This is a genomic window from Microcoleus sp. AT3-A2 (assembly GCF_036705685.1).
Classification (GTDB): Bacteria; Cyanobacteriota; Cyanobacteriia; order Cyanobacteriales; family Microcoleaceae; genus Microcoleus.
Genome location: NZ_JAUBVF010000170.1, coordinates 1 through 1,152, shown reverse-complemented (window position 1 = coordinate 1,152; position 1,152 = coordinate 1). Strand labels below are relative to the sequence as shown.

Below are 1,152 nucleotides of genomic sequence, written 5' to 3'. Positions count from 1 at the left end.
ATAAATCCAATTTCTTGCTCGATTAGTTTTGACCAAAAAGCGAAGTGATAGAAGCCTCGATCCAATAATAGTAAGGTAAGGATTCAGGTCTGAAATTCGGGAATGAGCTCAGGCCGAGCCAAGTCACAAGAATGGGCAGAAATAGCCTCACGGAAAAAAGCCATTACTGAACGAGCTTGAAAACGACAGGTTTGGATGACACTAAGTAGATTAGCAGTTTCCTCAAATCGCTTCATCGAACGAGAACCGCCAGAAACTTTCCGTTTCGTTACAGCTAGCCGTAGAGAACGTTCTGCTAAATTATTATCCGGAGACACCGATGGGTGATCGAGAAAATACCACCATTGTTGAGCCTTATCTCGTAAGGATTTGAGTAACAAACCTGCTGCATAGCCAACTTGGTTGAACCAAGTGGCCAAAGCTTGATTCAATCGTATTTTGAAATCCTCAGCCCAAGAGTCGTAGGTAAGTTGCTCCTTCGTCTTTCGCCAGGACTCATGGGATCTAAAAGCTTCATCAATTAATGACAGAAATATTTGAGCGACTGCTGCATTATTTTTGCCCGGAAGTCCCAGCACTTTCTTGAAATGCCGTCGTAAATGGGCTAGACACTTCTGTTGGGCTATGACTTGGCAACCATTATAAACGCTGAAATCATCTGAGCTTAAGACTCCAGCAAATTCTTTGCCCAGCATGGTTTCTAGTTCCACACGTCCTCTGGTATCTGCGGCATGAAATAAACAGAATCCTTTTCCACTAGCCGTCCACAGCCATTCTTTGACTCCCATCACACACCGGGGGCGTTTCATCTACATGAACGTTTGATTGAAGAGGTGCCCATTCCCACAGTGCTTTGATAGCTGGCTCTACTGCTGCTGCTACTCGTTGATTGGTTTTTTGGAGTGTTCCTACGGACACTTCTATCGTGCCGAGTTCCCACAACAATTCAGTCAGCTTGGAGTAGGAAAGATGCCCATAATTCCCCAGCCAGACGCCGGGTGCTTGGAGATTAACGCTCAAGTCTTGGCCTGGAACCACTCCCTGATGTGGTTCTCCTCTGACTACTGCACCACATTCTAGTACAGCTCGGCGTAAGTACACAGACTATATTTATGGTAGAATAACATAGTTAGCTGAGACCCGTTTAGGTGG

Annotated in this window: 2 protein-coding genes; both read right to left on the bottom strand. The window is 45.5% G+C overall.

Annotation, left to right across the window (positions count from 1 at the left end):
• Nucleotides 1-83: 83 nt before the first annotated feature.
• The gene (locus QUB37_RS29720; protein ID WP_445300076.1) at nucleotides 84-809 is read right to left on the bottom strand and encodes an IS66 family transposase; all 726 of its coding nucleotides are present in this window, start codon (nucleotides 807-809) and stop codon (nucleotides 84-86) included.
• Nucleotides 757-1,101 carry a hypothetical protein gene (locus QUB37_RS30010; RefSeq protein ID WP_445300075.1) on the bottom strand — a complete coding sequence of 115 codons (345 nt, stop codon included), beginning with the start codon at nucleotides 1,099-1,101 and terminating at the stop codon, nucleotides 757-759. The genes QUB37_RS29720 and QUB37_RS30010 overlap by 53 nt, the downstream gene beginning before the upstream one ends.
• Between the last annotated feature and the right edge of the window lie 51 nt (nucleotides 1,102-1,152).